At 61.2% G+C, this 25895-nt stretch carries 29 protein-coding genes; 17 read left to right on the forward strand and 12 right to left on the reverse strand.

The annotated features are described in order from the left end of the window. The first annotated feature begins 69 nt into the window (after nt 1–69). Nucleotides 70–1416, forward strand: a complete 1347-nt coding sequence (gene pmbA / locus FFS12_RS19555) for a metalloprotease PmbA (protein WP_137889374.1) — start codon at nt 70–72, stop codon at nt 1414–1416. 53 nt (nt 1417–1469) lie between these two features. Here pmbA and FFS12_RS19560 read toward each other — a convergent pair whose 3' ends face one another. The 10 genes from FFS12_RS19560 to FFS12_RS19605 all read right to left on the reverse strand — a co-directional run bounded on the left by FFS12_RS19560 (nt 1470) and on the right by FFS12_RS19605 (nt 8522). Beyond that, nucleotides 1470–1742 carry an HPr family phosphocarrier protein gene (locus FFS12_RS19560; protein WP_137818169.1) on the reverse strand — a complete coding sequence of 91 codons (273 nt, stop codon included), beginning with the start codon at nt 1740–1742 and terminating at the stop codon, nt 1470–1472. Between the two features lie 19 nt (nt 1743–1761). Next, complete coding sequence (gene rapZ, locus FFS12_RS19565) at nt 1762–2616, reverse strand: RNase adapter RapZ (protein ID WP_137889376.1); 855 nt, start codon at nt 2614–2616, stop codon at nt 1762–1764. A 19-nt stretch (nt 2617–2635) separates the two neighbouring features. After that, a complete protein-coding gene (gene ptsN / locus FFS12_RS19570; protein WP_137889378.1) occupies nt 2636–3100 on the reverse strand; it encodes a PTS IIA-like nitrogen regulatory protein PtsN in 465 nt (154 codons plus the stop codon). A gap of 15 nt (nt 3101–3115) precedes the next feature. Further along, on the reverse strand, nt 3116–3424 hold the full coding sequence (gene hpf / locus FFS12_RS19575; RefSeq protein ID WP_137889379.1) for a ribosome hibernation-promoting factor, HPF/YfiA family: 309 nt from the start codon (nt 3422–3424) through the stop codon (nt 3116–3118). 83 nt (nt 3425–3507) lie between these two features. Further along, nucleotides 3508–5016 carry an RNA polymerase factor sigma-54 gene (locus FFS12_RS19580; RefSeq protein ID WP_137818165.1) on the reverse strand — a complete coding sequence of 503 codons (1509 nt, stop codon included), beginning with the start codon at nt 5014–5016 and terminating at the stop codon, nt 3508–3510. 145 nt (nt 5017–5161) lie between these two features. After that, nucleotides 5162–5887, reverse strand: coding sequence for an LPS export ABC transporter ATP-binding protein (lptB, locus tag FFS12_RS19585; RefSeq protein ID WP_137889381.1), 726 nt, complete (start codon nt 5885–5887; stop codon nt 5162–5164). Continuing rightward, nucleotides 5887–6444, reverse strand: coding sequence for a lipopolysaccharide transport periplasmic protein LptA (gene lptA / locus FFS12_RS19590; RefSeq protein ID WP_137889383.1), 558 nt, complete (start codon nt 6442–6444; stop codon nt 5887–5889). Before lptA ends, lptB begins: the two co-directional genes overlap by 1 nt. Next, nucleotides 6431–7000, reverse strand: a complete 570-nt coding sequence (gene lptC, locus FFS12_RS19595; protein WP_137889385.1) for an LPS export ABC transporter periplasmic protein LptC — start codon at nt 6998–7000, stop codon at nt 6431–6433. Before lptC ends, lptA begins: the two co-directional genes overlap by 14 nt. Nucleotides 7001–7008: 8 nt before the next feature. Then, nucleotides 7009–7548, reverse strand: coding sequence for a 3-deoxy-manno-octulosonate-8-phosphatase KdsC (gene kdsC / locus FFS12_RS19600; protein ID WP_137889387.1), 540 nt, complete (start codon nt 7546–7548; stop codon nt 7009–7011). Next, nucleotides 7548–8522 (reverse strand): KpsF/GutQ family sugar-phosphate isomerase, encoded by a 975-nt coding sequence (locus FFS12_RS19605; protein WP_137889388.1) that lies wholly within the window; start codon nt 8520–8522, stop codon nt 7548–7550. The genes kdsC and FFS12_RS19605 overlap by 1 nt, the downstream gene beginning before the upstream one ends. A gap of 244 nt (nt 8523–8766) precedes the next feature. Here FFS12_RS19605 and FFS12_RS19610 point away from each other — a divergent pair, with 244 nt between their 5' ends. The 10 genes from FFS12_RS19610 to hisC all read left to right on the forward strand — a co-directional run bounded on the left by FFS12_RS19610 (nt 8767) and on the right by hisC (nt 16795). After that, entirely contained in the window at nt 8767–9576 is an 810-nt protein-coding gene (locus tag FFS12_RS19610; protein ID WP_137889390.1) for an ATP-binding cassette domain-containing protein, read from the forward strand. Continuing rightward, nucleotides 9576–10376: a lipid asymmetry maintenance ABC transporter permease subunit MlaE gene (gene mlaE / locus FFS12_RS19615; RefSeq protein ID WP_137889392.1), complete on the forward strand. Its 801-nt coding sequence runs from the start codon at nt 9576–9578 to the stop codon at nt 10374–10376. Before FFS12_RS19610 ends, mlaE begins: the two co-directional genes overlap by 1 nt. Beyond that, nucleotides 10376–10843, forward strand: a complete 468-nt coding sequence (mlaD, locus tag FFS12_RS19620; RefSeq protein WP_137818157.1) for an outer membrane lipid asymmetry maintenance protein MlaD — start codon at nt 10376–10378, stop codon at nt 10841–10843. Before mlaE ends, mlaD begins: the two co-directional genes overlap by 1 nt. Nucleotides 10844–10854: 11 nt before the next feature. Next, nucleotides 10855–11508 (forward strand): phospholipid-binding protein MlaC, encoded by a 654-nt coding sequence (locus tag FFS12_RS19625; protein WP_137889394.1) that lies wholly within the window; start codon nt 10855–10857, stop codon nt 11506–11508. Beyond that, on the forward strand, nt 11501–11809 hold the full coding sequence (locus FFS12_RS19630) for a lipid asymmetry maintenance protein MlaB (RefSeq protein ID WP_137889396.1): 309 nt from the start codon (nt 11501–11503) through the stop codon (nt 11807–11809). The genes FFS12_RS19625 and FFS12_RS19630 overlap by 8 nt, the downstream gene beginning before the upstream one ends. 110 nt (nt 11810–11919) lie before the next feature. After that, entirely contained in the window at nt 11920–12159 is a 240-nt protein-coding gene (locus FFS12_RS19635; RefSeq protein WP_137889398.1) for a BolA family protein, read from the forward strand. 22 nt (nt 12160–12181) lie between these two features. Continuing rightward, a complete protein-coding gene (gene murA / locus FFS12_RS19640) occupies nt 12182–13447 on the forward strand; it encodes a UDP-N-acetylglucosamine 1-carboxyvinyltransferase (RefSeq protein ID WP_137818153.1) in 1266 nt (421 codons plus the stop codon). 156 nt (nt 13448–13603) lie between these two features. Continuing rightward, nucleotides 13604–14230 carry an ATP phosphoribosyltransferase gene (gene hisG, locus FFS12_RS19645; RefSeq protein WP_119952231.1) on the forward strand — a complete coding sequence of 209 codons (627 nt, stop codon included), beginning with the start codon at nt 13604–13606 and terminating at the stop codon, nt 14228–14230. 174 nt (nt 14231–14404) lie between these two features. Then, nucleotides 14405–15733 carry a histidinol dehydrogenase gene (gene hisD, locus FFS12_RS19650; protein WP_137889400.1) on the forward strand — a complete coding sequence of 443 codons (1329 nt, stop codon included), beginning with the start codon at nt 14405–14407 and terminating at the stop codon, nt 15731–15733. Between the two features lie 3 nt (nt 15734–15736). Then, nucleotides 15737–16795 carry a histidinol-phosphate transaminase gene (gene hisC / locus FFS12_RS19655; RefSeq protein ID WP_137889402.1) on the forward strand — a complete coding sequence of 353 codons (1059 nt, stop codon included), beginning with the start codon at nt 15737–15739 and terminating at the stop codon, nt 16793–16795. A 47-nt stretch (nt 16796–16842) separates the two neighbouring features. Here the strand turns inward: hisC and algW are convergent, their stop codons facing one another. Further along, on the reverse strand, nt 16843–17997 hold the full coding sequence (gene algW, locus FFS12_RS19660; protein ID WP_137889405.1) for a Do family serine endopeptidase AlgW: 1155 nt from the start codon (nt 17995–17997) through the stop codon (nt 16843–16845). A 112-nt stretch (nt 17998–18109) separates the two neighbouring features. On the opposite strand from algW, the gene FFS12_RS19665 reads away from it, so the two are divergent. From FFS12_RS19665 to cysN, 3 genes are all read left to right on the forward strand, one after another. Next, on the forward strand, nt 18110–18868 hold the full coding sequence (locus FFS12_RS19665; protein WP_137818149.1) for a Nif3-like dinuclear metal center hexameric protein: 759 nt from the start codon (nt 18110–18112) through the stop codon (nt 18866–18868). Between the two features lie 134 nt (nt 18869–19002). Further along, on the forward strand, nt 19003–19920 hold the full coding sequence (cysD, locus tag FFS12_RS19670; protein WP_137818148.1) for a sulfate adenylyltransferase subunit CysD: 918 nt from the start codon (nt 19003–19005) through the stop codon (nt 19918–19920). 1 nt (nt 19921) lies between these two features. After that, complete coding sequence (cysN, locus tag FFS12_RS19675) at nt 19922–21820, forward strand: sulfate adenylyltransferase subunit CysN (protein ID WP_137889407.1); 1899 nt, start codon at nt 19922–19924, stop codon at nt 21818–21820. A 94-nt stretch (nt 21821–21914) separates the two neighbouring features. Here cysN and FFS12_RS19680 read toward each other — a convergent pair whose 3' ends face one another. Then, a complete protein-coding gene (locus tag FFS12_RS19680) occupies nt 21915–22349 on the reverse strand; it encodes a YhcB family protein (RefSeq protein ID WP_137889409.1) in 435 nt (144 codons plus the stop codon). A 127-nt stretch (nt 22350–22476) separates the two neighbouring features. Between FFS12_RS19680 and FFS12_RS19685 the strand changes: the two genes are divergently transcribed. From FFS12_RS19685 to zapE, 3 genes are all read left to right on the forward strand, one after another. Continuing rightward, nucleotides 22477–23106, forward strand: a complete 630-nt coding sequence (locus FFS12_RS19685) for an alpha/beta hydrolase (RefSeq protein WP_137889410.1) — start codon at nt 22477–22479, stop codon at nt 23104–23106. 126 nt (nt 23107–23232) lie between these two features. Continuing rightward, entirely contained in the window at nt 23233–24582 is a 1350-nt protein-coding gene (locus tag FFS12_RS19690; RefSeq protein ID WP_137889412.1) for a tryptophan--tRNA ligase, read from the forward strand. Nucleotides 24583–24673: 91 nt separating this feature from the next. Continuing rightward, nucleotides 24674–25768, forward strand: coding sequence for a cell division protein ZapE (gene zapE / locus FFS12_RS19695; protein ID WP_137818143.1), 1095 nt, complete (start codon nt 24674–24676; stop codon nt 25766–25768). The last annotated feature ends 127 nt before the right edge of the window (nt 25769–25895 follow it).

Consider the following 25895-nt stretch of genomic DNA (forward strand, 5'->3'; position numbering starts at 1 on the left):
CATGATAACGAGTCGAGGGCCGCTTGTCCGGCCCGGTCGGGTGACTGACCTTGAGAAGTGGAGTGGGTTATGAGTGCAGCAGACGTAGTCGGCCCCCAGGCCTTGCCGGAATTGCAGGCGCAGGTCGCGCGGATTATTGCCGAGGCCAAGCAGCAAGGCGCCAGTGCCTGTGAGGTCGCGGTATCGGTGGAGCAGGGCTTGTCCACTTCGGTGCGCCAGGGCGAAGTGGAGACGGTGGAGTTCAACCGCGATCAGGGCTTTGGTATCACCCTGTATGTCGGTCAGCGTAAGGGCTCGGCGAGTACCTCGGCGAGCGGTGACGCGGCGATCCACGAGACTGTGGCCGCGGCCCTGGCAATCGCCAAGCATGCTTCCGAGGACGACTGTGCCGGGCTGGCCGATCCTGAGCTGATGGCGCGCGACTTGCCGGATCTGGATCTCTACCATGCCTGGGATATCACCCCGGAGCAGGCCATTGAACGGGCGCTGAGCTGTGAGGCGGCGGCCTTTGCCGCGGATAAGCGGATCAAGAACGCCGACGGCACCACCCTCAATACGCACCAGGGCTGCCGCGTCTATGGCAACAGCCATGGGTTTGTCGGCGGTTACGCCAGCACCCGGCAGAGCCTGAGTTGCGTGATGATCGCCGAAGCCGACGGGTTGATGCAGCGCGACTATTGGTATGACGTCAACCGGCGTGGCGAGGATCTGGCCGATGCCGCCAGTATCGGCCGGCGTGCCGCCGAGCGAGCGGTCAGCCGCTTGGGCGCGCGTCCGGTGCCGACCTGCGAGGTGCCGGTGCTGTTTGCCGCAGAGCTGGCCACCGGCTTGTTCAGTCATTTCCTCTCGGCGATCTCCGGCGGTAACCTGTATCGCAAATCGTCCTTTCTCGAAGGCGCCTTGGGCCAGCAGCTGTTTCCGCAATGGCTGAGCCTCGATGAGCGTCCGCATATCCCGCGGGCGCTGGGCAGCGCGGCGTTCGATGGCGATGGCCTGGCGACCTACGCCAAGTCCTTCGTCGAATGCGGTGAGTTGCGCTCCTACATCCTCGGTACCTACTCCGGGCGCAAGCTGGGCCTGCCAAGCACGGCGAATTCCGGTGGCGTGCACAACCTGTTCGTCAGCCATGGCGAGGATGACCAGGCGGCGTTGATCCGGCGCATGGGCCGTGGGCTATTGGTCACTGAGCTGATGGGGCAGGGGCTGAATCTGGTGACCGGCGACTACTCGCGCGGTGCCGGTGGGTTCTGGGTCGAGAACGGTGAGATCCAGTTCCCGGTGCAGGAAGTCACTATCGCCGGCAATCTGCGCGATATGTTCAAGCAGATTCTGGCGGTGGGTAGCGACCTGGAACTGCGCAGCAATGTGCGTACGGGTTCGGTATTGATCGAGCGGATGATGGTGGCGGGGAGCTGACGGAACCTCGGGTGGGCATAGCGCTGCGGCGATTTGCCCACCTCGCGGCTGAGCTATTCGCCTTCGTCGAAACGGTTGTTGATCAATTCGATCAGCGCATTTAAGGCGTCATCGTCCTGCTCACCTTCGGTGTGCAGGTGGATCGCGGTGCCTTTACCGGCGGCCAGCATCATGACCGCCATGATGCTTTTGCCATCCACGTAGCACTCCGGCGCACGACCGACGCGCACCTGGCAAGGAAAGCGCCCGGCCACGCCGACAAACTTGGCGGCCGCGCGCGCGTGTAGGCCAAGCTTGTTGATGATGGTGATTTCACAGGCGGGCATCGCTGTTTAAGTCCTTCTACTAAAGGTCGCGGTGGCGAACCTGAATATTCTTTAAGGGTTTTTTCAACGCTTGGCCAAGTCGCTCGGCCAGATACACCGAGCGGTGATGTCCGCCAGTGCAACCAATGGCGATGGTGACATAGGCGCGGTTGCTTGCGGCGAAGCGCGGCAGCCATTTTACCAAGTAGGCGAGGATGTCTTGGAACATCTCTTCGACATCCGGCTGCGCGGCCAGGTATTGCGCGACGGATGGCTCGAGGCCCGAGTGCTCGCGCAGCTCCGGCTTCCAATACGGATTAGGCAGGCAGCGCACGTCGAAGACCAGATCCGCATCTACCGGCATGCCGCGCTTGAAGCCAAACGATTCGACCAGGAACGCGGTACCCGGTTCCGGCTTATTCAGTAAGCGCAGCTTGAGTGTGTCGCGCAGTTGGTAGAGGTTGAGATGCGTGGTGTCGATCTTCAGGTCGGCTAGATCGATGATCGGGCCGAGTAGCAGGCTTTCGTCGTGAATGGCTTCGGCCAGCGAGCGCTCGGCGGTGGTCAGTGGGTGACGGCGACGGGTCTCGGAGAAGCGCTTGAGCAGGGTTTCTTCGTCTGCGTCGAGGTACAGCACGTCGCATTGGATGTGCCGGGCGCGCACTTCGTCGAGCAGTTCGGGAAAGCGCTTGAGCTGGCTCGGCAGGTTGCGCGCATCGATCGACACGGCCACCAGCGGCTGCAACAGCTCGGTGTGCAACAGGGCGCGCTCGGCCAGTTCCGGGAGTAGGCCGGCCGGCAGGTTGTCGATGCAATAGAAGCCGTTGTCCTCGAGGACATCGAGGGCGGTGCTCTTACCCGAGCCGGAGCGGCCGCTGACGATGATCAAACGCATGATTAGGCTCCGCCTCCGCCTAGCGGCCGTTCTGCACGTCCACTACTACCTGGTACAGGCGGTCACTGCTCTGTGCGTGGCGCAGCTGTGCGCGTACCTCACTACGGTCGAGCATGCTGGCGATCTGGCGCAGGAGCTCCAGGTGCTCATCGGTGGCGGCCTCTGGCACTAGCAGGACAAACAGCAGGTCTACTGGGGCGCCGTCGATAGCATCGAAGTCTACCGGGGCGTCGAGGCGCAGCAAGGCGCTGATCGGCGATACGCAGCCAGGCAGGCGGCAATGTGGAATGGCGATGCCATTGCCGAAACCGGTTGAGCCAAGCTTCTCGCGGGCGACCAGGCTCTCGAAAATGTCTTGTCCATCCAGGTCGGGCAATTCGCGGGCGACCAGGTTGGCGATTTGTTCGAGGACACGTTTTTTGCTGCCGCCCGGCACGTTCACCAGGGAACGGCCGGGGGTCAGTATGTTTTCAAGTCGAATCATGAGTAGGGGATGGTGTCAGCGCGCCGGGGCGCCTTGCAGGCGACCCTGCTGCTTTTCCTTGTGCTTGATAAGTTGGCGGTTGATCTTATCGGTGAGCAGATCGATAGCTGCGTACATGTCGTCATGTTCGGCGCGGGCGACGACTTCGCCGCCGGCGATGTGCAGGGTCGCTTCGATTTTCTGTTTGAGCTTCTCGACCTCCATGGTGACCTGCACGTTGGTGATTTTTCCGAAGTGGCGCTCTACTCGTTCGAGTTTCTCGTCGATGTAGGCGCGTAGGGCGTCGGTCACATCCAGTTGATGTCCACTGATGTTGACTTGCATACCGCTTTCTCCTTATTGCCGTGTGTAAGAGACAGGCTAACGGGCCTGCCACCGGAACACTTTGGCTTGGATCAGTGTAGCCGTTACAGCAGTCGCTTACGTTCACTGGAAGGCGCTATCCCGAGGGATTCGCGGTATTTGGCGACTGTGCGACGGGCCACCTGAATGCCCTGTGCCTCCAGTAAACCAGCGATCTTGCTGTCACTCAACGGCTTTTTCGCATTTTCCGCAGCGACTAGTTTTTTGATGATTGCGCGGATCGCGGTAGACGAGCATTCACCGCCTTCGGAGGTGCTGACGTGGCTGGAGAAGAAGTATTTCAGCTCGTAAATGCCGCGCGGTGTGTGCATGAATTTTTGCGTGGTCACCCGCGAGATGGTCGACTCGTGCATGCCCACGGCTTCGGCGATGTCGTGCAAGACCAAGGGCTTCATCGCCTCGTCGCCATAATCGAGGAAGCCGCGTTGGTGCTCGACGATCTGCGTGGCGACCTTCATCAGGGTTTCGTTGCGGCTCTGTAGGCTCTTGATGAACCAGCGGGCTTCCTGCAACTGGTTGCGCATGAAGGTGTTGTCGGCGCTGGAGTCGGCGCGGCGTACGAAGCCTGCGTATTGCGGATTGACCCGCAGGCGCGGCATGGCTTCCTGATTAAGCTCCACCAGCCAGCGTTCGTTGTGCTTGCGCACAATGACGTCGGGTACCACGTATTCCGGTTCGCTGGCTTCGATCTGTGAGCCGGGGCGCGGGTTGAGGCTTTGAATCAGCTCGATCACTTGGCGCAGTTCATCTTCCTTGAGCTTCATGCGGCGCATCAACTGGCTGTAGTCGCGGCTGCCGAGCAAGTCCAGGTAGTCGCCCGCCAGGCGCTGGGCTTCGCTCAGCCAGAGCGTCTTGGCGGGCAGCTGGCGCAGTTGCAGCAGCAGGCATTCGCGCAGGTCGCGGGCGGCGATGCCGGCGGGCTCGAACTGCTGGATGCGATGCAGTACCGCTTCCACTTCGTCCAGTTCGATATCCAGTTCGGGGTCGAAGGCTTCGAGCACCTCTTCCAGGGTTTCTTCCAGATAGCCTTGATTGTTGATGCAGTCGATCAGGGTGGCGGCGATCAGGCGATCCTTGTCGGACATCGGTGCCAGATTGAGCTGCCAGAGCAGGTGGCTTTGCAGGCTCTCGCCGGCCGAGGTGCGAGTGGTGAAGTCCCACTCATCATCATCGTTGCTGGGCAGGCTGCTGGCGCTGGTCTGGTAGATGTCTTCCCAGACGGTGTCGACGGGCAGTTCGCTGGGGATGCGCTCGTTCCATTCGCCTTCTTCCAGGTTGTCGACCGTGGGGGCGGACTCCTGATAGCTGGTTTCCTGGTAGGACTCCTCCGGGTTGGGCGCGGCGGGGGCGCTCTCCGCACCATCGGCCAGGGGGTCGGTGTTGTCGAAGTCGTCGCCGTCTTCCTGGCGCTCGAGCATAGGATTCGACTCCAAGGCCTCTTGAATCTCTTGTTGCAGATCCAAGGTCGACAGTTGGAGGAGGCGGATGGCCTGTTGCAGCTGCGGGGTCATCGTCAGCTGCTGGCCCATTTTAAGGACGAGCGATGGTTTCATGGAGGGGGCTTAGGACCTTATTCGCCGGCGCACATGCGCCATCCACTACAGGGCGCCAACGCGCCACCAGGAAGCAAATTATATGCCTGATCTCGAGGGGTTTGCCTAGCCCTCGCACATTCTCTGTAGTGGGCGGTTGCGCAAACTACAGGCGGAACTCGTGGCCCAGGTAGACTTCTTTCACCAACTGGTTGGCCAGGATGGTCTCGGCATCACCTTCGGCGATCAATTGGCCGTCGTTGACGATGTAGGCGGTTTCGCAAATATCCAGGGTTTCACGCACGTTGTGATCGGTGATCAAAACGCCAATACCCTTGGCCTTGAGATGGTGGATGATTTGTTTGATGTCGCCGACCGAGATCGGATCAACGCCGGCAAAGGGCTCATCGAGCAGGATGAACTTGGGTGCGGTGGCCAAGGCGCGGGCGATCTCCACGCGGCGGCGTTCACCGCCAGACAGACTCATGCCGAGGTTGTCGCGAATGTGGCTGATATGGAATTCCTGCAGCAGGGTTTCCAGGGCCTGGCGCCGGCTGGCACGATCGAGATCCTTGCGTGTTTCCAGGATCGCCAGGATGTTGTCGGCGACCGAGAGCTTGCGGAAGATCGAGGCCTCTTGCGGCAGATAACCAATGCCGGCGCGGGCACGGCCGTGCATGGGCAGATGGGTGACGTCCTGCTGATCGATCAGTACGCGGCCCTGGTCGGCGTTAACCAGGCCGACAATCATGTAGAAGCAGGTGGTCTTGCCGGCGCCGTTCGGGCCCAGCAGGCCGACGATCTGCCCGCTCTCAATCGACAGGCTGACGTCGCGCACGACTTGGCGGCCCTTGTAGCTCTTGGCCAGGTGTTGGGCTTTCAGGATGGCCATTACTGCGCCTTCTGCTCGGCGGGTTTGTTCTTCGGCTGGATCACCATATCGATGCGCGGGCGCGGCGAGGTCACGTTGGCGCCGGTGGCGCGGCCGGCGTTGACGATCTGGCGCTGGGTGTCGTAGACGATTTTCTCGCCCTCGAAGGTATTGCCTTCCTGCACTACCTTGGCTTGATCGATCAGCACGATGCGCTCGTTGGCGGCGAAATACTGGATAGTCAGGCCGTAAGCCTTGACGATCTGCTTGTCGGCAGCGGGTTTCTGCTCGTAATACGCCGGTGTGCCGACGGCGGTGAAGACCTCGATATCGCCGTTGGCGGTCTGCGTGATGGTCACGGTGTTGCCGGTGATCTTCAGGGTGCCTTGGGTAATGACGACGTCGCCGCGGTATACCGCTACGCCTTGTTTGTCATCGAGTTCTGCGCTGTCGGCTTGCACGCGAATCGGTTGCTCGCGGTCGGTCGGCAGTGCCCAGGCGCTCGCGCTTCCAAGTGCGGCACTCAAGCTGAGCAGAAGGGGGAGGGTCCGGAGAGACAAAGTGTTAACGAACCTCATGCTGGCCTCTTACGTTGGACAGCAGGAGCATCCTGCCGTCATTCAAGTACGCTTTCATTCCTTGTGCCGTGGTCACCCCGTTGGCCGCCTCGATTCTAACGGCTTGCTGGGTCTGCGCATATTCCTTGTCGGGGAACACGGTCAATCGGCTGGTGGTGAGTAGGGTCGGACGGCCTTTGGCGTCCGTGCGCTCGACGCGCACGGCGTCGATCAGTTCGACTTCGGTGCCCCCCGGCGACACTTCGCCGCGGGCGCTGCTTACATGCCAAGGCTGTGGGGTGCCGCGATAAAGTTGCAGGTCTGGGCGGGTCATCAGGCTGGTGTCGCTGGCTTTGAGGTGTTCGACCTTGTCGGAGGTCATTTCGTAATGCAGCTTGCCGTCCGGTTGATATTGCACGGTGCGGGCGTTAACCACATAGAAGTCGATGGCGTGTTCCGCGCTGGCTGTGGGCGTTTGCTCCAGCAGGCTGTCCGGGTTGAGATTCCAATAGCCGAGCGCCGCCAGCAGCAGGGCGGCGAGGGTGAAAAACACGGAGAGAAGCAGTTTGCGCAGCATGATCGGCTCTATAGATAGGCGGTTTGGGCGGCTTCAAGGCTGTCCTGGGCGCGCATGATCAACTCGCAGAACTCGCGGGCGGCACCTTCGCCGCCGCGGGCGTGGGTAACGCCGTGGGCATGCTGGCGGACGAAGCTGTCGGCGCTGGCGACGGCCATGCCCAGGCCGACCCGGCGAATCACTGGCAGGTCGGGCAGGTCATCGCCGAGGTAGGCGACCTGTTCGTAGCTTAGGCCGAGTTCACCCAGTAGCTCGTCGAGCACCACCAGTTTGTCTTCGCGGCCTTGGTACAGATGCTGGATGCCCAGGTTCTGTGCACGACGCTCGACCACTGGGGTCTTGCGCCCGCTGATGATGGCGGTGCGCACTCCAGAGGCGATCAGCATTTTGATGCCGTGGCCATCCAGGGTGTTGAAGGTTTTGAATTCGCCGCCGTCGGTGAGGAAGTACAAACGACCGTCGGTGAGTACGCCGTCGACATCGAAAATCGCCAGTTTGACGTTTTTAGCGCGCCGCAGCAGCTCGGCGCTGATTACATGGCTGCTCATTACATCACCCCCGCACGCAGCAGGTCGTGCATGTTCAAGGCCCCCACCGGGCGGTCATGCTCATCGACCACCACCAGCGCGCTGATCTTGTGGTCTTCCATGATCCTCAGCGCTTCGGCGGCCAGCATCTCCGGGCGTGCGGTTTTGCCATGTGGCGTCATGACCTCGTCAATGCTGGCTTGGCGCAGGTCGATGCTGCGATCCAGGGTGCGGCGCAGGTCGCCGTCGGTGAAGATTCCGGCAAGGCGCCCATCCGCTTCGAGTACTGCGGTCATGCCCAGGCCTTTCTGGGTCATTTCCAGCAGAGCCCCTTTAAGCGAGGTGCCGCGTTGGACCTGCGGCAGGCTGGCGCCGGCGTGCATGACGTTTTCCACTTTCAGCAGCAGGCGGCGGCCGAGGGCGCCACCCGGGTGGGAGAAGGCAAAGTCTTCTGCAGTGAAGCCGCGGGCTTCCAGCAGGGCGATCGCCAGGGCGTCACCGAGCACCAGGGAGGCGGTCGTGGAGGAGGTCGGCGCCAGGTTCAGCGGGCAGGCTTCCTGGGCGACGCGGGCATCCAGATTGGCTTCGGCGGCTTTCGCCAGCGGCGAATCGGGGTTGCCGGTCATGCTGATGAGGGTGATGCCGAGTCGTTTGATCAAGGGCAGCAGGGTGACGATTTCTGCGGTAGAGCCGGAGTTCGACAGGGCCAGCACTACATCGTCGCGGGTGATCATGCCCATGTCGCCGTGACTGGCTTCCGCCGGGTGGACGAAGAACGCCGTGGTGCCGGTGCTGGCCAGGGTGGCGGCGATCTTGTTGCCGATATGCCCGGACTTACCCATGCCGACGACGACGACGCGGCCCTTGCTGGCCAGAATCAGCTCGCAGGCACGCACGAAAGTGGCGTCGATACGGGGTAGCAGGCTCTCTACGGCCTCGAGTTCGAGGCGAATGGTGCGCTGCGCGGACTGGATCAGGTCGCTGGACTGGCTCATATCGTAAATACAGTGGCCGGATGAAAAGGCGGCGATTATAGCGGTAAAGGCCAAAGCGCTCACCCTCCATTGCTGAGTGCCGTTCCGCAGAGCTGTCGTAATGCTGAACGAAGGCTGTTTCGATCTTGGGTGGCGCAAGGCGGCAATGTTATAGTGCGCGGCTAATTCGGCCCGTTCAGTAAGCGTGGTGTCCCCGCTGAGGGATGTGGCGCCTGAAAGGGAGGCTGCATCGCAAGGAGTTCAGATGAGTGCCGATAACGCCTATGCGGTCGAGTTGAAGGGAGTGTCCTTCAATCGCGGTTCGCGCAGCATTTTCAATAATGTCGATATTCGTATTCCGCGCGGCAAGGTCACCGGCATCATGGGGCCTTCCGGGTGCGGTAAAACCACGCTGTTACGCTTGATTGGCGCCCAATTGCGCCCAGCCGGCGGTGAGATTTGGGTCAATGGCCAGAACCTGCCCGATCTCTCACGCAGCGCCTTGTTCGATATGCGCAAGCAAATGGGTGTGCTGTTCCAGAGCGGCGCCCTGTTCACCGATCTCGATGTGTTCGAGAACGTCGCCTTTCCGCTGCGCGTGCATACCCAACTGCCGGAGGAAATGATTCGCGACATCGTGCTGATGAAGCTGCAGGCGGTCGGCCTGCGGGGAGCCATCGAGCTGATGCCGGATGAACTCTCGGGCGGCATGAAGCGTCGGGTGGCACTGGCTCGGGCGATCGCGCTGGACCCGCAAATTCTCATGTATGACGAACCCTTCGTTGGCCAGGATCCGATTGCCATGGGCATCTTGGTGCGTTTGATTCGCCTGCTTAACGATGCCTTGGGCATCACCAGTATCGTGGTTTCCCACGATCTGGCAGAGACCGCGAGCATCGCCGATTACCTGTTCGTGGTGGGTGACACGCAGGTGCTGGGTCAGGGTACGCCAGCTGAATTGATGGATTCCGATAACCCGCGTATCCGCCAGTTCATGAAGGGGATTGCGGATGGGCCGGTGCCGTTCCATTACCCGGCGGTGGATTACCGCGATGATCTTCTGGGGGCGCGCTGATGCGCAAAACATCAATGCTTGAGCGGACTCGCCTGCTCGGCCGTGCCGGCCTCGATGTGGTCGAGTCGCTCGGCAGCTCGACCTTGTTCCTGTTGCACGCCTTGTTTGGCCGCGGCAACTTGGGCAATGGTTTTCTGCACTTGGTCATTAAACAGCTCTATTCGGTTGGGGTGATGTCGCTGGTGATCATCGTGGTCTCCGGCGTCTTCATCGGCATGGTGCTGTCGTTGCAGGGCTTCAGTATCCTGGCCGATTATGGCTCCGAGCAGGCGGTTGGGCAGATGGTCGCGCTGACTCTACTGCGCGAGCTCGGGCCGGTGGTCACCGCGTTGCTGTTCGCGGGCCGCGCCGGCTCGGCGCTGACCGCTGAAATCGGCAACATGAAGTCTACCGAGCAGCTCTCCAGCCTGGAGATGATTGGCGTCGACCCGCTGAAATACATCATCGCGCCGCGCCTCTGGGCCGGTTTCATCTCGCTACCGCTGCTGACGATGGTTTTCTGCGTGGTCGGCATCTGGGGCGGCGCCATGGTGGCGATCGACTGGCTTGGCGTCTACGAGGGCTCGTTCTGGGCCAATATGCAAAGCACTGTGTCGTTCACCGATGACGTGCTCAACGGTGTAATCAAAAGTGTTGTCTTTGCCTTTGTGGTGACCTGGATCGCCGTGTTTCAGGGGTATGACTGTGAGCCGACTTCGGAAGGCATCAGTCGCGCAACGACAAAAACTGTGGTTTATGCCTCGCTCGCCGTGCTGGGGCTGGACTTTATCCTGACGGCCTTGATGTTTGGAGATTTCTGATGCAAAACCGCACCCTGGAAATTGGTGTCGGCCTGTTCCTCCTGGCTGGGATGTTGGCCTTGCTGTTGCTGGCGTTGCGTGTCAGTGGTTTGACGATGGGTACTGGCCAGGACACTTACAAGCTGTATGCGCATTTCGACAATATTGCCGGTCTAACCGTGCGAGCCAAGGTGACCATGGCGGGTGTGACCATCGGTAAGGTCACGGCCATCGACCTGGATCGTGACAGCTATACCGGTCGGGTGACCATGGAGTTGGAGAGCCGGGTAGACAACCTGCCGACCGATTCGACCGCCTCCATTCTCACCGCGGGTCTGCTCGGCGAGAAATACGTCGGTATCAGCGTGGGTGGTGATGAAGAACTGCTCAAGGATGGCGGAACCATTCGCGACACTCAATCGTCGTTAGTTCTGGAAGATTTGATTGGGAAATTCCTGATCAACTCGGTGAATAAAGAAGCCAAGTGAGGAGTTTGACCATGGTTAGTGCCCTACGTCGCGGCCTACTGGTTCTGTTGGCGGTTTTCCCCTTGTTTGCCCTGGCTGCGCCTTCGGCGCAGGAACTGGTGCAGCAGACAACGGATGAGCTGTTGAACGACCTGAAGACCAATAAAGAACAGTACCGCAGCAATCCAAGTGCATTCTATGACTCCTTGAATCGCATTATCGGCCCGGTGGTGGACGCGGATGGCATTTCGCGCAGCATCATGACGGTCAAATACTCGCGCGGTGCGACTCCCGAGCAGATGACGCGTTTTCAGGAGAACTTCAAGCGCAGCCTGATGCAGTTCTATGGCAATGCCTTGCTGGAATACAACAACCAGGATATTCGCGTGCTGCCGGTCTCCGGCAAGCAGTCCGACCCCGAGCGCACCAGTGTGAACATGGAAGTGCGCGACAGTAAGGGCACGGTCTACCCGGTGAGCTACACCATGACGAAGGTCAAGGGCGAATGGATGTTGCGTAACGTGACCATCAACGGCATCAACATCGGCAAGCTGTTCCGTGATCAGTTCGCGGATGCCATGCAGAAAAATGACAACGATCTCGACAAGACCATCAACGGTTGGGCGCAAGTGGTGGCTAACGCCAAAAGCACCGATGCCGGCCAGCAGGCTGCCGGTCATGAGTGATGCCACTATTCGCCAGGAAGCGGACGGTGTGCTGCACTTGGCGGGTGTGCTGGATTTTCGTTCCGGGCCGTTTTTGCGGGCAGAGGGCGAACGCTTGATTCGGGCCGCCGAGCCTGCGGCGCTGGTGTTGGACTGCGCGGGGGTGGAGCGTTCCAGCAGTGTCGGTCTGTCACTGTTGCTGGCCCTCATGCGGGTTGCCCAGTCGGTCGGCAAAACCTTGACCGTGCGTGCACTGCCGATCGAAATGCGCCAGATCGCGCAAGTGTCAGAGTTGACCGAGCTGTTACCGCTGGACGCTTGAGTCAGTGCATAAGGCCCTCCGTCAGTGTTCCGCAATCCGGGGTTCGCAGGCGGGGGGCTTTTTTGTATGATGGCCGACCCGCGCGCGTAGGGCGCCGATTGAGGTTAAGCATGCAGGCCGTAGACGTAAAAAACCTCCTAGAGGCAAAGCTGTCGGACACTCAGGTCGAAGTGGAAGGCGAAGGCTGTAACTTCCAGCTGAATCTGATCAGTGACGAGTTGGCTGGTTTGAGTCCGGTTAAGCGTCAACAGCAGATCTATGCCCACCTGAACGCCTGGATTGCTGATGGCAGCATCCACGCGGTCACCATGAAATTCTTCAGCCGCGCCGCTTGGGCCGAGCGTTCCTAAGCCCACGGGCGACGAGACTCCTATGGATAAATTGATTATTACCGGTGGCGTTCGCCTGAATGGCGAAATCCGCATCTCCGGGGCGAAGAACTCCGCCCTGCCGATCCTGGCCGCGACCCTGCTGGCCGATGCGCCAGTCACCGTGTGCAACCTACCGCACCTGCACGACATCACCACCATGATCGAGCTGTTCGGGCGCATGGGTATCGAACCGGTGATCGACGAGAAGCTCAGCGTTGAAATCGATCCGCGTACCATCAAGACCCTGATCGCGCCCTATGAGTTGGTGAAAACCATGCGCGCCTCGATCCTGGTGCTCGGCCCCATGGTCGCGCGCTTCGGTGAGGCCGAAGTCGCGCTGCCAGGCGGTTGCGCCATTGGCTCGCGTCCGGTTGACCTGCACATCCGCGGCCTCGAAGCCATGGGCGCGCAGATCGACGTGGAAGGCGGCTACATCAAGGCCAAGGCGCCAGAAGGCGGCCTGCGTGGCGCGCACTTCTTCTTCGATACGGTCAGCGTGACCGGCACCGAAAACATCATGATGGCCGCCACTCTGGCCAATGGTCGCAGCGTGCTGGAAAACGCCGCCCGCGAGCCGGAAGTGGTCGATCTGGCCAACTGCCTGATCGCCATGGGCGCGCAGATTCAGGGCGCCGGGACTGACACCATCATCATCGATGGGGTTAAGCGTTTGGGCGGCGCGCGTTACAACGTGATGCCTGACCGTATCGAAACCGGCACCTATCTGGTGGCTGCGGCCGCGACCGGCGGTCGGGTCAAACTGAAAGACACCGATCCGAGCATTCTTGAAGCCGTGCTGTCGAAGCTGCAGGAGGCGGGCGCCGAAATCACCACCGGCCCTGACTGGATCGAGTTGGACATGAAAGGCAAGCGGCCGAAGGCGGTGAACCTGCGTACCGCGCCCTATCCGGCGTTCCCCACCGATATGCAGGCGCAGTTCATCGCGCTGAATGCGATAGCCGAAGGAACCGGCACGGTGATCGAAACCGTATTCGAAAACCGCTTTATGCACGTCTATGAAATGACTCGCATGGGTGCGTTGATCCAGGTCGAAGGCAACACGGCCATCGTCACGGGTACGCAGTCCTTGAAGGGTGCTCCGGTGATGGCGACTGACCTGCGGGCCTCCGCCAGCCTGGTTATTTCCGCCTTGGTGGCCGAGGGTGACACGTTGATCGACCGCATCTACCACATCGACCGTGGTTACGAATGCATCGAAGAAAAGCTGCAGTTACTCGGTGCGAAGATTCGTCGCGTACCGGGCTAGGTCGGCGCCGCAACAAAGCCCAAGCCCAACCTGCGCTCATCGATGGACGCGACAGTGTTGGGCTTCGCTACGTTCAGCACCAACCTACGCTTAGCTCCGGCTGTTGTAGTTGTGCATAGCCCTTGATCGGGCGAGTCTCTAAGGACACCGTGTTTCATGCTGACCATCGCCCTATCCAAAGGCCGGATTCTCGACGACACCCTGCCGCTTCTCGCCAAGGCGGGCATAGTGCCGACCGAGAATCCGGACAAAAGCCGTAAGCTGATCATTCCGACCACGCAGGAGGATGTGCGCCTGCTGATCGTGCGTGCCACCGACGTGCCGACTTATGTCGAGCATGGCGCCGCCGATCTCGGTGTGGCCGGCAAGGATGTGCTGATGGAATACGGCGGCCAAGGCCTGTACGAACCGCTGGATCTGCAGATTGCCAAGTGCAAGCTGATGACCGCCGGTGCGGTAGGCGTGCCGGAGCCGAAAGGGCGCCTGCGCGTAGCGACCAAGTTCGTCAACGTCGCCAAGCGCTACTACGCGGAGCAGGGTCGTCAGGTCGAGGTGATCAAGCTGTACGGCTCGATGGAGTTGGCGCCGCTGGTGGGTTTGGCGGACAAGATCATCGACGTGGTCGACACCGGCAATACCTTGCGAGCCAACGGCCTGGAAGCTCAGGAACTGATCGCTCACGTCAGTTCGCGGCTGATCGTCAACAAGGCCTCGATGAAGATGCAGCACGCCCGTATCCAGGCGCTGATCGATACCCTGCGTGAGGCTGTCGAGTCCAAATGACCGTCATGATTGGCAGCGCAGCAGCGGCCTGGTTCGGCCACCGACGCTAATACCTGGTGCGGCTTCACGCCGCACCTGCCTACCCGTGCCATAGCCAATTTCTCGGGCGTCGCCACGGCAGGCTTTGGTAGCCTTAGCGACGCCCGAGCAATCGCCAATCTATTGAGGCCCGCTATGACCGCTTCCACTGCTATCCGCCGACTCAACGCTGCTGACCCGGACTTCGCTCGTCATCTGGATCATCTGCTGAGCTGGGAAAGCGTGTCCGACGAGTCGGTCAATCTGCGTGTGCTGGAGATCATCGCCGCGGTACGTGAACGCGGCGATGCGGCGCTGGTGGAGTACACCCAGCGTTTCGATGGCCTCAGCGTCTCTTGCATGGCGGATCTGATCCTGCCACGCGAGCGTTTGGAGCTGGCGCTGACGCGCATCACCGCGGCGCAGCGCCAGGCGCTGGAAGTCGCCGCCGAGCGCGTGCGCAGTTACCACGAGAAGCAGAAGCAGGACTCCTGGAGCTATACCGAAGCCGATGGCACGGTGCTAGGGCAGAAGGTCACGCCGTTGGATCGCGCGGGGCTGTATGTGCCGGGTGGCAAGGCCTCTTATCCGTCCTCGGTGTTGATGAACGCCATCCCGGCCAAGGTTGCCGGCGTGCCGGAAGTGGTGATGGTGGTGCCGACCCCGCGTGGCGAGATCAATGAAATCGTCCTGGCGGCCGCCTGCATCGCAGGGGTCGATCGGGTGTTCACCATCGGCGGGGCGCAAGCGGTGGCGGCGCTGGCCTATGGCACCGAGAGCGTGCCGCCGGTGGACAAGATCGTCGGCCCGGGCAACATTTATGTGGCGACCGCCAAGCGTCATGTGTTCGGCAAGGTCGGCATCGATATGATCGCCGGGCCCTCGGAAATCCTGGTGGTCTGTGATGGCCAGACCGATCCGGACTGGATCGCCATGGATCTGTTTTCCCAGGCGGAGCACGACGAAGACGCCCAGGCGATTCTGCTTAGCCCGGATGCCGCGTTCCTCGACAAGGTCGCCGCCAGCATAGCCCGGCTGCTACCGAGCATGGAGCGCGCCGAGATCATCCGCGCCTCGATCGAAGGTCGCGGCGCACTGATCCAGGTGCGCGACATGCAGCAAGCCATCGAGGTGGCCAATCGCATCGCACCCGAGCACTTGGAGTTGTCGGTCGCCGATCCAGAGGCTTGGTTGCCGCAGATTCGCCACGCCGGTGCGATCTTCATGGGGCGCTACACCGCCGAGGCTTTGGGCGACTACTGCGCCGGGCCGAACCACGTGCTGCCCACCTCCGGCACCGCGCGTTTCTCTTCGCCGCTGGGGGTGTACGACTTCCAGAAGCGTTCGTCGATCATCCACTGCTCGGCCGAGGGCGCCTCGGAACTGGGCAAAACCGCTTCCGTGCTGGCCCGTGGCGAATCGCTGACCGCCCACGCCCGCAGTGCCGAATACCGTATTGCTGCTAATCAAGCGAAGGGTGAGTGAACCATGAGCAAATTCTGGAGCCCCTTCGTTAAAGACCTGGTGCCTTATGTGCCGGGCGAACAACCGAAGCTGGCCAAACTGGTCAAGCTGAACACCAACGAAAATCCCTACGGTCCTTCGCCCAAAGCCCTGGCGGCGATGCAGGCGGAGTTGAATGACAACCTGCGGCTTTACCCTGACCCGAACGGTGAGCGCCTGAAGCAGGCCATCGCCGACTACTACGGCGTGCAGCCGGCGCAGGTGTTTCTCGGCAACGGCTCGGACGAAGTGCTGGCGCATGCCTTCCACGGTCTGTTCCAGCACGGCAAACCGCTGCTGTTCCCGGATATCAGCTACAGCTTTTATCCGGTGTACTGCGGCCTGTATGGCATTCCGTTCGAGGCGGTGCCGCTGGATGAGCAGTTCCAGATTCGCATAGCGGATTACGCCAGGCCCAATGGCGGGATCATCTTCCCCAACCCGAATGCGCCGACCGGCTGCTTGTTGGCGTTGGAGGCCATCGAACAACTGCTGAAGAGCCATCCGGATTCGGTGCTGGTGGTGGATGAGGCCTATGTCGACTTCGGCGGCGCGACCGCGATCACGCTGGTCGATCGTTATCCGAACCTGCTGGTCACCCAGACCTTGTCCAAATCCCGCTCGCTGGCCGGGCTGCGGGTTGGTCTGGCGGTCGGTCACCCGGATCTGATCGAGGCGCTGGAACGAATCAAGAACAGCTTCAACTCTTACCCGCTGGATCGCATGGCGATTGCGGGGGCGGCCGCGGCCTTCGAAGACAAAGCCTACTTCCAGCAGACCTGCCAGGCAGTTATCGACAGTCGCGAGCAACTGGTCGCTGCGTTGAACGACTTGGGGTTTGACGTGCTGCCTTCGGCTGCGAACTTCGTCTTCGCCCGTCATCCGCAAAAGGATGCGGCAACGCTGGCCGCCAGCCTGCGCGAGCAGGGCGTGATCGTGCGGCACTTCAAACAGGCGCGCATCGCCCAATTCCTGCGCATCACTATCGGTACGCCGGAGCAGAACCAGGCACTGGTCGAGGCGCTGAAGGTTTGCCTGGGCTAGGTCATGTCCGTAGTAAAACACGGCGCCTTGGGGCGCCGTTTTTTCTATTACTTGCTCGCGCCGTTAGTGGCCTGCGGTGGGCGCAGACCGATTTCGGCCGTCAGCTCGAGGGGCTTGCCATTACGCATCACTTCGATACTGGTTTTTTCGCCCGGCTTGGCGCGTGCGACTTGGTTCATCGAGCGACGGCCATCGCTGGCCGGTTCGCCGTCGATGCTGAGGATCAGGTCGCCCGGTTGCAGCCCGGCTTTCTGCGCCGGGCCATCGCGATACACACCGGCAACTATAATCCCGGGACGGCCTTCCAGGCCAAAGGACTCGGCCAGTTCCGGGGTCAACGGCTGGACCTCGATGCCCAGCCAGCCGCGGATCACCTGGCCGTGCTCGATGATGGCTTGCATCACTTCCAGCGCCAGCTTGGTCGGGATCGCGAAGCCGATGCCTTGTGAGCCGTTGGACTTGGACAGGATTGCGGTATTGATACCGATCAGATTGCCTTGGGCATCCACCAGTGCGCCGCCGGAGTTGCCGGGGTTGATCGCGGCGTCGGTCTGGATGAAGTCTTCATAGGTATTCAGGCCGAGCTGATTACGCCCGGTGGCGCTGATGATGCCCATGGTGACGGTCTGGCCAACGCCGAAAGGGTTGCCGATGGCCAGCGCCACATCGCCGATGCTGATGGCGTCCGAGCGCCCGAGGGTGATGGCGGGGAGCTCCTTCAAGTCTATTTTCAGCACCGCCAGGTCGGTTTCCGGGTCGCTGCCGATCACTCGGGCCAGGGTTTCGCGGCCATCTTTCAGCGCCACGACAATCTGGTCGGCGCCGGCGGTGACGTGGTTGTTGGTCAGCAGATAGCCTTCCGGGCTCATGATCACCGCCGAGCCCAGGCTGGACTCCATACGTCGCTGCTTGGGCAGGTTGTCACCGAAGAAGCGCCGGAACTGCGGGTCTTCAAACAGCGAGTTAGCCGGTTTGCTGACAATCTTGGTGGTATAGAGGTTGGCCACTGCGGGTGCCGCGCTGCTCACCGCGTCGGCATAAGAAACCGGGCCCTGCTGGGCGAGGCCGTAGCGTGGCGCCTGCTGCATGTGTACATCCTGGCGCGGCAAGCCGACCCACTGTGGGTAGTACTGAATAATCAGCAGTGCTAGGAGCACGCCGGCTAGCAGGGGCCAGCCGAGGAAACGCAGGGCCTTGAACATCGAAAAATCCCGAGGGTTGCGAGGGCGCAGAGAGGCCCTTAAGGTGGCGCCATTATAGAGGCCGTTGGTCAATTAAAGGAGCGGCCTGCAACAGCTCTAGTGAGGAATTCTTATGGCCATTGCCCTGAGCACTTTGGTGGAAGAAACCGAGCGCTATCTAAATGCGGCGCGCATCAGTGATTACTGTCCGAATGGCCTGCAGGTCGAAGGCCGGCCGCAGGTGCGGCGCATCGTCAGCGGGGTGACGGCCAGCCAGGCGCTGCTGGATGCGGCGGTCGAGGCCGAGGCCGACGTGCTGTTGGTGCATCACGGTTATTTCTGGAAGGGCGAGAATCCTTGTGTGACCGGCATGAAGCAGCGCCGGCTGAAAACCTTGCTGAGCCATGACATCAGTCTGCTGGCCTACCACCTGCCGTTGGATGTGCATCCGGAGGTGGGCAACAACGTACAGTTGGCGCGGCAGTTGGAGATCGTCGTCGAGGGGCCGCTAGAGCCGGAAAATCCGCGCACCGTGGGGTTGATCGGCTCTCTGGCGGAACCCATGACGGCGCGCGATTTTGCCCGCCGCGTCCAGGAAGTGTTGGGGCGCGAGCCATTGCTGGTGGAGGGGTCGCAGATGATCCGGCGGATCGGGTGGTGCACCGGTGGTGGCCAGGGCTATATCGATCAGGCCATCGCGGCAGGCGTGGATCTCTACCTGAGCGGTGAGGCGTCGGAGCAAACGGTGCATAGCGCGCGGGAAAATGGCATCAGTTTCATCGCCGCTGGCCACCACGCGACCGAGCGTTACGGCGTGCAGGCGTTGGGCGATTATCTGGCGCGGCGCTTTGCCATCGAGCACCTGTTTATCGACTGCCCGAACCCCGTTTAGGCGGCATATAACTAGATCGTTTAGGTCTAAATGGCCGCCTGATTAGAATAGGGCGCTGTGCTAAAGTGCGCCCTTCGTCCACGGCCCGTAGGCCGTCCAATAAGCTCTCCCCAGAGAGAAAGCCGTGAGTAGCCATGCTCGATAAACTGACGCATCTGAAACAGTTGGAGGCGGAAAGCATCCACATCATCCGCGAGGTAGCCGCCGAGTTCGATAACCCGGTGATGCTGTACTCCATCGGTAAAGATTCCGCCGTAATGCTGCATCTGGCCCGCAAGGCGTTCTTCCCCGGCAAGCTGCCGTTTCCGGTCATGCACGTGGATACCCAGTGGAAGTTCCAGGAGATGTACTCGTTCCGCGACAAGATGGTCGCAGAGCTGGGCCTGGACCTGCTGGTACACGTCAACCCGGAAGGCGTGGCCCAGGGTATCAACCCCTTCACCCACGGCAGTGCCAAGCATACCGACATCATGAAGACCGAGGGCCTCAAGCAGGCTCTGGACAAGTACGGCTTCGATGCCGCCTTCGGTGGTGCCCGCCGCGACGAGGAGAAGTCGCGTGCCAAGGAGCGCGTGTATTCCTTCCGTGACAGCAAACATCGTTGGGACCCGAAGAACCAGCGCCCCGAGCTGTGGAACGTCTACAACGGCAAGGTCAACAAGGGCGAGTCGATTCGGGTGTTCCCGCTGTCCAACTGGACCGAGCTGGACATCTGGCAATACATCTACCTCGAAGGCATCCCCATCGTGCCGCTGTACTTCGCCGCCGAACGCGACGTGATCGAGAAGAACGGCACGCTGATCCTGATCGACGATGAGCGCATCCTCGAGCACCTGAGTGACGAGGACAAAGCCCGCATCGTGAAGAAAAAAGTGCGCTTCCGCACCCTCGGTTGCTACCCGCTGACCGGCGCGGTGGAGTCCGAAGCCACTACCCTGACTGACATCATCCAGGAAATGCTCCTGACTCGAACGTCCGAGCGCCAAGGTCGCGTGATCGACCACGACCAAGCGGGTTCGATGGAAGACAAGAAACGTCAGGGGTACTTTTAAGATGTCGCACCAGTCCGATTTGATCAGCGAGGACATCCTCGCCTACCTGGCCCAGCACGAACGCAAGGAACTGCTGCGCTTCCTCACCTGCGGCAACGTCGACGACGGCAAGAGCACCCTGATCGGGCGCCTGCTGCACGACTCCAAGATGATCTACGAAGACCATCTGGAAGCCATCACCCGCGACTCGAAGAAAGTCGGCACCACAGGTGACGATATCGACCTGGCGCTGCTGGTCGACGGCCTGCAGGCCGAGCGCGAGCAGGGCATCACCATCGATGTGGCTTATCGCTATTTCTCCACCGCCAAGCGCAAGTTCATCATCGCCGACACCCCCGGCCATGAGCAGTACACGCGCAACATGGCGACCGGCGCCTCGACCTGCGACCTGGCGATCATCCTCGTCGACGCGCGCTACGGTGTGCAGACCCAGACTCGCCGTCACAGCTATATCGCCTCCTTGCTGGGGATCAAGCACTTAGTCGTGGCGATCAACAAAATGGACCTGAAGGATTTCGATCAGGGCGTTTTCGAGACGATCAAGGCCGACTACCTGCAGTTCGCCGACCGCATCAAGCTCAACCCGACTTCGATCCACTTCGTGCCGATGTCGGCGCTGAAGGGCGACAACGTGGTGAACAAGAGCGAGCGCTCGCCCTGGTACAGCGGCCAATCGCTGATGGAGATTCTCGAGACCGTGGAAGTCGCCGGTGATCGCAACTTCACCGACATGCGTTTCCCGGTGCAGTACGTCAACCGTCCGAACCTGAACTTCCGCGGCTTCGCCGGTACCCTGGCCAGCGGCATCGTGCACAAGGGCGACGAAGTCGTGGTGCTGCCGTCCGGCAAGAGCAGTCGGGTCAAGTCCATCGTCACTTTCGACGGCGAGTTGGAGCAGGCCGGTCCCGGCCAGGCCGTGACCCTGACCATGGAAGACGAGATCGACATCTCCCGTGGCGACCTGTTGGTGCATGCCGATAACCAGCCGCGGGTCACCGACAGCTTCGAGGCCATGCTGGTGTGGATGGCGGAAGAACCGCTGTTGCCGGGCAAGAAGTACGACATCAAGCGTGCCACCAGCTATGTGCCGGGCTCGATTGCCAGCATCGTCCACAAGGTCGATGTGAACACTCTGGAAGAGGGCGCGGCGAGCAGCCTGCAGTTGAATGAGATCGCCAAGGTCAAGCTCGCGCTGGATGCGCCGATCGCCCTCGATGGCTACGAGCGCAACCGCACCACGGGCGCGTTCATCATCGTCGACCGCCTGACTAATGGCACCGTCGGCGCCGGCATGATCATCGCCGCGCCGCTGAATACTCAAGGCGGCAGCCATCACGGCAAGTTGGCGCATGTAGCCACCGAAGAGCGCGCCGCACGTTTCGGCCAGCAGCCGGCGACCGTGCTGTTCAGCGGCCTGTCTGGCGCCGGCAAGAGCACCCTGGCCTATGCCGTGGAGCGCAAGCTGTTTGATACGGGCCGCGCGGTTTATGTGCTGGATGGCCAGAACCTGCGCCACGATCTGAACAAAGGCTTGCCGCAGGATCGCGCCGGGCGTACCGAGAACTGGCGGCGTGCTGCCCATGTGGCGCGGCAGTTCAACGAGGCCGGCTTGCTGACCCTGGCGGCGTTCGTGGCGCCGGATGCGGAAGGTCGCGAACAGGCCAAGGCGCTGATCGGCGCCGAGCGCTTGCTCACCGTTTATGTGCAGGCCTCGCCGCAGGCGTGCCGTGAGCGTGACCCGCAAGGCCTGTATGCCGCCGCTGGCGACAATATTCCCGGCGAGTCCTTCCCCTACGATGTGCCGCTGAATGCCGACCTGGTGGTCGACACGCAGAGCGTTTCGCTGGAAGAGGGCGTCAAGCTGGTGCTCGACCTGTTGCGTAGCCGCGGCGCGATCTAATCGCCCGCACAATAAAAAGCCCCGCTCAGCAGACGGGGCTTTTTATTGCTTGTCAGTTCAGCTGGGCCATCGTTTTGGCGATGGCCGTTGCGACTTACTTCTTCAAGCCAAAGGTCGCGTCTAGCGTACCCGGAGCGTCGGCCGCCTTGGGCGCGTAGTCCTTCGGGGCCTCGGAGCTTTTCGGTGGCGTCAGGCGTTCGCGCGGGCCTGGCTGCTCGTCGTTGTGCAGGGCTGCGAGCAGGCGCTGGCGCGTCAACTCGTCGAGGGCCAGGCGGTTGGCGCCCTCGGACAGGTGTTCCTGCACTTCCTGATAACTCTGGGTGAGTTTCTTCACCAGGTTGGCGGTGGTATTGAAGTGGGTCACGACCTCGCTCTGATAGCTGTCGAAGCGTTCCTGAATCTCATCCAGTTGCCGCTGCGTGCGGCTGGGCGCGGCACTGGGAACCAGGCGGGCCACCAGGAAACCGATGGTGATGCCAGCGAGCAGGGCGAGTGCCGGTAGTAACCAGGCCAAGAGCGTCTGTTCCACGAGTCCTTCCTCTATAAACGGCTTTGCTTTACGTTAACGGCTCTAACCTGCGCTGTATAGCGCGACGCAAGCCGTGTTGTGCTTAACCAAGACGTGTCGACCCTGTCCGGGGTCACGGAGTTCCCCGTTGTCCACTCGTGAAGTTTCTCTATTGCTCGCTGGCCCCAGTGGCCCACTGGAAGCGCTTTATCTTGACCTGCCCGAAGCCCGTGGCTTGGCGCTGATTTGCCATCCCAACCCGGTACAGGGTGGCACCATGCTGAACAAGGTGGTTTCCACCTTGCAACGCACCGCGCGCGATGCGGGGCTCGCCACCTTGCGTTTCAACTACCGTGGTGTCGGGGCGAGTGCCGGCGCGCACGATATGGCGAGCGGTGAAGTCGATGATGCCGAGGCGGCTGTGAACTGGTTGCTGGCTCAGCATCCGGAACTGCCGCTGAGCGTGTTCGGTTTTTCCTTTGGCGGTTACGTCGCGGCAGCTCTGGCTGCGCGTCTGGAGGCTAAGGATATTGGGTTGGATAAACTGTTTATGCTGGCTCCTGCGGTAACGCGACTCGGCGCGGATGATGCCTTTCCCCAGCGGTGCGCTTTGACGGTAATTCAACCGGAAAACGACGAAGTGATCAGCCCGGCAGCGGTATTCGCCTGGTCCGAATCCCTGGAGCGTGCCCATGAGCTGCTGAAAGTGGCAGAATGCGGGCACTTTTTTCACGGCAAGCTGACCGATCTGAAGGATCTGGTGCTACCTCGACTCTGATTTCCGAGACGTAGGCTGGGTAGAGCCTAAGGCGAACCCAACTTGGCATAACAGCTGGGTTTCACTGCGCGCTACCCAACCTACCACTAAGCCTAGACAGGGCCGCGGTCCTACAAGCGAACAGACATGACCACTCGTATCCTTACCGGTATCACCACCAGCGGCACGCCGCACCTCGGCAACTATGCGGGGGCGATTCGTCCGGCGATCATTGCCAGCCGTCAGGCCGACGCGGATTCGTTCTACTTTCTCGCCGATTACCACGCGCTGATCAAATGCGACGACCCGCTACGCATTCAGCGTTCGCGTCTGGAGATCGCCGCCACTTGGCTGGCCTGTGGCCTGGATACCGAGCGGGTGACCTTCTACCGCCAGTCCGACATTCCGGAAATCCCCGAACTGACCTGGCTGCTGACCTGCGTGACGGCCAAGGGTCTGCTCAATCGTGCGCATGCCTACAAGGCCTCGGTGGATAAGAACATCGAAACCGGCGAAGACCCGGATGCGGGCGTGAGCATGGGCCTCTACAGCTACCCGGTGCTGATGGCTGCGGACATTCTGATGTTCAACGCGCATAAGGTGCCGGTCGGTCGCGATCAGATCCAGCACGTGGAAATGGCCCGCGATATCGGCCAGCGCTTCAATCATCTGTTCGGTCAGGGCAAAGAGTTCTTCGTCATGCCGCAGGCCTTGATCGAGGAAAGCGTGGCGACCCTGCCGGGTCTCGACGGGCGCAAGATGTCGAAAAGCTACGACAACACCATCCCGCTGTTTGGCAGCGCCAAGCAGTTGAAGGATGCCATCTCGCGCATCATCACCGACTCCCGTGCTCCGGGTGAGGCGAAAGATCCGGATAATTCGCACCTGTTCACCCTCTATCAGGCCTTCGCCACTGCGGCGCAACAGGCGGAGTTCCGTGCCGAACTGCTCGCCGGTCTGGCCTGGGGCGAAGCCAAACAGCGCCTGTTCCAGCTGCTCGACAACGAACTGGGCGAGGCGCGCGAGCGTTACCAGGCGCTGATCGAGAGGCCGGCCGACCTGGAAGACATCCTTCTCGCCGGTGCCGCGAAGGCGCGCAAGACGGCCACGCCGTTCCTCGGTGAGTTGCGTGAGGCCGTTGGCCTGCGCTCCTTCCGCAGCAACTTGCAGGTCGGCGAGGGCAGCAAGAAGAAAGCCGCCAAAGGTGCACGCTTCGTCAGCTTCCGCGATGACGATGGCAGCTTCCGCTTCCGCCTGTTGGCCGCCGATGGCGAACAGTTGCTGCTGTCCAAGCGCTTTGCCGATGGTAAGTCGGCCGGCCAGGCCAGCAAGCGTTTGCAGGACGGCAGTGCGCTGGATCTGCGCGTGCAGGGCGAAGGGTTCGCCCTCTGGCTGGACGCTGAAAGCATTGGCGAAAGCCCGGCGTTTGCCGATTCCACTGCTTGCGAGGCCGCTATGCAGCGTCTGCGCGAGGCTCTGGCACCGCAGTCGGAGTGATTTATCGGTCGGCCGGCACTGCTGGCCGATTGCCAAGCAACGGGGTCGCCGCTAAAGTGGCGACCCCGTTTTTGTTGCCTAGCTGCCGATTATGACTCCCCTTGCGCGATACCAGGCGGACCTGAAACGTCCCGATTTCTTCCATGATGCGGCGCAGGAAACGGCCGTGCGCCATCTGCAGCGGCTCTACGATGATCTGATCGCCAGCGAGAAGAGCAAGCCCGGATTATTCGGCAAGCTGCTCGGCACGAAATCGCCGGGGCCGGTAAAGGGCCTGTATTTCTGGGGCGGTGTCGGTCGCGGCAAGACCTATCTGGTCGATACCTTCTTCGATGCGTTGCCGTTCAAGCAGAAGACCCGCACGCACTTCCACCGCTTTATGAAGCGGGTGCATGAAGAGCTGACCACCCTGAGCGGTGAGAAAAACCCGTTGCCGCTGATCGCCAAGCGCTTTGCTGCGGAAACGCGGGTGATTTGCTTCGACGAATTTTTCGTCTCGGATATCACCGACGCGATGATCCTGGCGACCTTGCTCGACGAACTATTCAAGAATGGTGTCAGCTTGGTGGCGACCTCGAACATCGTGCCGGACGGCCTGTACAAGGATGGTCTGCAACGCGCGCGCTTCCTGCCGGCGATTGCCCTGCTGAAAGAGCACACCAGCATCGTCAATGTCGACAGCGGCGTCGACTATCGTCTGCGCGCCCTCGAGCAGGCCGAGCTGTACTATTGGCCGCTCAACGAGGGCGCCGAAGTCAGTCTGAACAAGAGCTTTGTCAGCCTGGTGCCGGACTGCGAGCAGGCTCAGCTGAATGAAGTGCTGATGATCGAAAACCGGGAAATCCGCTCGCGCAAAGTGTGCGAGGACGTCGCCTGGTTCGATTTTCGCGAGTTGTGCGATGGCCCGCGCAGCCAGAACGACTACATCGAGCTGGCGAAGATTTTCCACGCGGTGCTGATCTCCAACGTCGAGCAGATGGGCGTGAACGAGGATGACCTGGCGCGGCGCTTCATCAACCTGGTCGACGAGTTTTACGATCGCAACGTCAAGCTGATCCTCTCGGCCGAAGTCGAGTTGAAGGACCTGTACAAAGGCGGCCGGCTGAACTTCGAGTTCCAGCGGACCCTGAGTCGCCTGTTGGAAATGCAGTCCCACGAGTTCCTCTCGCGGGCGCACAAACCCTAGGCTTCGTGCCGAAATGAACCGCCCCGGGAATTCCGGAGGCTCTTTGGTGTGAGTCATGCCGCTTGGGCCGACTCGGTAAGTTGTCGATAGTAAAGGGCTTCGGCCTCGGCGGGTGGCATGTTGCCGA

This window comes from Pseudomonas sp. 2FE, from assembly GCF_005503735.1.
Classification (GTDB): domain Bacteria; phylum Pseudomonadota; class Gammaproteobacteria; order Pseudomonadales; family Pseudomonadaceae; genus Aquipseudomonas.

Coding starts and splice junctions, on each gene's coding strand:
- pmbA (WP_137889374.1), top strand. CDS start 70: ATGAGTGCAGCAGACGTAGTCGGCCCCCAGGCCTTGCCGGAATTGCAG.
- FFS12_RS19560 (WP_137818169.1), bottom strand. CDS start 1,742: ATGCCCGCCTGTGAAATCACCATCATCAACAAGCTTGGCCTACACGCG.
- rapZ (WP_137889376.1), bottom strand. CDS start 2,616: ATGCGTTTGATCATCGTCAGCGGCCGCTCCGGCTCGGGTAAGAGCACC.
- ptsN (WP_137889378.1), bottom strand. CDS start 3,100: ATGATTCGACTTGAAAACATACTGACCCCCGGCCGTTCCCTGGTGAAC.
- hpf (WP_137889379.1), bottom strand. CDS start 3,424: ATGCAAGTCAACATCAGTGGACATCAACTGGATGTGACCGACGCCCTA.
- FFS12_RS19580 (WP_137818165.1), bottom strand. CDS start 5,016: ATGAAACCATCGCTCGTCCTTAAAATGGGCCAGCAGCTGACGATGACC.
- lptB (WP_137889381.1), bottom strand. CDS start 5,887: ATGGCCATCCTGAAAGCCCAACACCTGGCCAAGAGCTACAAGGGCCGC.
- lptA (WP_137889383.1), bottom strand. CDS start 6,444: ATGAGGTTCGTTAACACTTTGTCTCTCCGGACCCTCCCCCTTCTGCTC.
- lptC (WP_137889385.1), bottom strand. CDS start 7,000: ATGCTGCGCAAACTGCTTCTCTCCGTGTTTTTCACCCTCGCCGCCCTG.
- kdsC (WP_137889387.1), bottom strand. CDS start 7,548: ATGAGCAGCCATGTAATCAGCGCCGAGCTGCTGCGGCGCGCTAAAAAC.
- FFS12_RS19605 (WP_137889388.1), bottom strand. CDS start 8,522: ATGAGCCAGTCCAGCGACCTGATCCAGTCCGCGCAGCGCACCATTCGC.
- FFS12_RS19610 (WP_137889390.1), top strand. CDS start 8,767: ATGAGTGCCGATAACGCCTATGCGGTCGAGTTGAAGGGAGTGTCCTTC.
- mlaE (WP_137889392.1), top strand. CDS start 9,576: ATGCGCAAAACATCAATGCTTGAGCGGACTCGCCTGCTCGGCCGTGCC.
- mlaD (WP_137818157.1), top strand. CDS start 10,376: ATGCAAAACCGCACCCTGGAAATTGGTGTCGGCCTGTTCCTCCTGGCT.
- FFS12_RS19625 (WP_137889394.1), top strand. CDS start 10,855: ATGGTTAGTGCCCTACGTCGCGGCCTACTGGTTCTGTTGGCGGTTTTC.
- FFS12_RS19630 (WP_137889396.1), top strand. CDS start 11,501: ATGAGTGATGCCACTATTCGCCAGGAAGCGGACGGTGTGCTGCACTTG.
- FFS12_RS19635 (WP_137889398.1), top strand. CDS start 11,920: ATGCAGGCCGTAGACGTAAAAAACCTCCTAGAGGCAAAGCTGTCGGAC.
- murA (WP_137818153.1), top strand. CDS start 12,182: ATGGATAAATTGATTATTACCGGTGGCGTTCGCCTGAATGGCGAAATC.
- hisG (WP_119952231.1), top strand. CDS start 13,604: ATGCTGACCATCGCCCTATCCAAAGGCCGGATTCTCGACGACACCCTG.
- hisD (WP_137889400.1), top strand. CDS start 14,405: ATGACCGCTTCCACTGCTATCCGCCGACTCAACGCTGCTGACCCGGAC.
- hisC (WP_137889402.1), top strand. CDS start 15,737: ATGAGCAAATTCTGGAGCCCCTTCGTTAAAGACCTGGTGCCTTATGTG.
- algW (WP_137889405.1), bottom strand. CDS start 17,997: ATGTTCAAGGCCCTGCGTTTCCTCGGCTGGCCCCTGCTAGCCGGCGTG.
- FFS12_RS19665 (WP_137818149.1), top strand. CDS start 18,110: ATGGCCATTGCCCTGAGCACTTTGGTGGAAGAAACCGAGCGCTATCTA.
- cysD (WP_137818148.1), top strand. CDS start 19,003: ATGCTCGATAAACTGACGCATCTGAAACAGTTGGAGGCGGAAAGCATC.
- cysN (WP_137889407.1), top strand. CDS start 19,922: ATGTCGCACCAGTCCGATTTGATCAGCGAGGACATCCTCGCCTACCTG.
- FFS12_RS19690 (WP_137889412.1), top strand. CDS start 23,233: ATGACCACTCGTATCCTTACCGGTATCACCACCAGCGGCACGCCGCAC.
- zapE (WP_137818143.1), top strand. CDS start 24,674: ATGACTCCCCTTGCGCGATACCAGGCGGACCTGAAACGTCCCGATTTC.